We start from the raw sequence: 1,718 nt of genomic DNA, 5'->3' as shown, positions 1-1,718 counted from the left end.
TGTTATATCGTTACAAAAGCAATGCTAAAAATCATTTACTCCAGCTAAGAAATAAGCTACACAATAAACAAGATAAACTTCAGCAACATACAGAAGCATTACAAATCCAAAAACAAGAAATATTAGCTCGAAATAAGCTATTGGAAAAAAAGCAAAATGAAATAATTACTCAATCAGAACAAATTAATTATCTTAACGAAAGAATAAAAGAAATTACTGGTTTAATATCTCAGGAGGGAAGAAAAGCATTTAATGCCACATTTGATGGAGTACAAACAATCAATCAAAACATGGATGAAATCGTTAATATTTGTCAGTTATTTACAAATGAGCTGAACCTAATTAACTCTACATCAAATCAAATTGAAACAGTTAGTCAACAAGCAAAACATTTAGCCATACAAACTGCGATAGTTGATACCCATTCAAGTCCTGAACTTGGTCATATAACTAATGAAATTGGAAAGTTGGTTAGCGAAACATCAGAAGCTGGTCGTCAAATGAATCAAGTAATTGATAGCTTAATTATTAAAATTTCTGAACTGAAAAATTTGACTGAAGCTGGTAAACATACTGCTCAGTCTATAGTAGAAAATAATCAGCGTTCTGAAAAAATATTAGATGGGTTGGAAGTATTAATTCAACAACCAAGTTTAGAGAAAACTGTAGTTAATTCATCTCCAGTTATACATCCTATAAGTAGTAAAGTTACTAAGGTTGTTCAAGAACATCTAAATCAAGACAAAAATTTAGTTAATAACGCTGAAGAAAAGTTTGAGGAACAAGATACAAATATTTCTGAATTGCCAGAATTGAAGAGCAAAAAACAGAAAGACAAATTATTACAACAAATTAATTCTACTTTGAATTCAAGAAACCTCAATACTAAGTCAGATTAAATTGATAAAAAATGACTATCTCTATAAGAGCTCTCCGGAAAAGAGGGAGTAGGGAGTAGGGAGTAGGGAGTAGGGGGAAAGAATTGATGATTTTTGCGTATGGGATTGATTTGATTTTTGATTATCACGCCTATGTCTATAGAATAGATAGTCAACAAAATCAAAATATAGCGCTACGCGCAAGCCAAAATTCAAAAGTCAAAAGTCAAAAATAATCTATTACTTAGTTTGATAATTTATAAATTTTCGCGCCCTTTGCTTCTATTGTTATATAACTACGATTTTTATGAAAAAGATAAAAATAATTGTTGCTCCAAATCACTTTATTTATCAAGATAAAAAAGTACACCATCTACAACTTCAAGGTGTAGATAATCAAGCTAATGCTTATTTATACTGCAAAAATAATGAAATAGTTAGTCGAGCTGTTTCTATGGATCAAACTCAGTTAGAAGGACTTTGTAAAGTCAAAGAAGTGATGACCTTACGAGAGCGAGCAGCTATAGATATTGCACCTATCCTAGAAGCACACAATTGGCAGGTCGTTCCGATGTCTTGAAGTTCCTTTTCTAGTATTAATTTGGGTGGTGGTGCATAGTAATAGACATCTCCGGAAAACAAATAAATTGTGATAGAGTAATAAAAAATCTAATTTTTAGTGGCTAATTATGACCAGTATGCTTGAGTACATGCACCATCATTCACAAGAATCAGAACGTTTATTAGGCATCAAGTATGAACAACTCGAAAAATTCTTAAAACAAGCAGAAAAACTCCATAATAATAAGCGAGAGATAGCTTGGGCTAAAAAAGTTAGAA

Annotated in this window: 2 protein-coding genes; both read left to right on the top strand. The window is 31.3% G+C overall.

The genetic code is table 11. The annotated features are described in order from the left end of the window. The coding region (locus F6K22_RS40175; RefSeq protein ID WP_293110691.1) for an LETM1/MDM38 family protein at positions 1-899 on the top strand (899 nt) is incomplete at its 5' end. Between the two features lie 286 nt (positions 900-1,185). After that, positions 1,186-1,458, top strand: a complete 273-nt coding sequence (locus F6K22_RS40170) for a hypothetical protein (protein ID WP_293110689.1) — start codon at positions 1,186-1,188, stop codon at positions 1,456-1,458. Positions 1,459-1,718: the final 260 nt, after the last annotated feature.

It is taken from the genome of Okeania sp. SIO2F4 (assembly GCF_010672385.1).
GTDB lineage: Bacteria > Cyanobacteriota > Cyanobacteriia > Cyanobacteriales > Microcoleaceae > Trichodesmium.
This window is presented reverse-complemented; position numbering and strand designations above follow the sequence as displayed.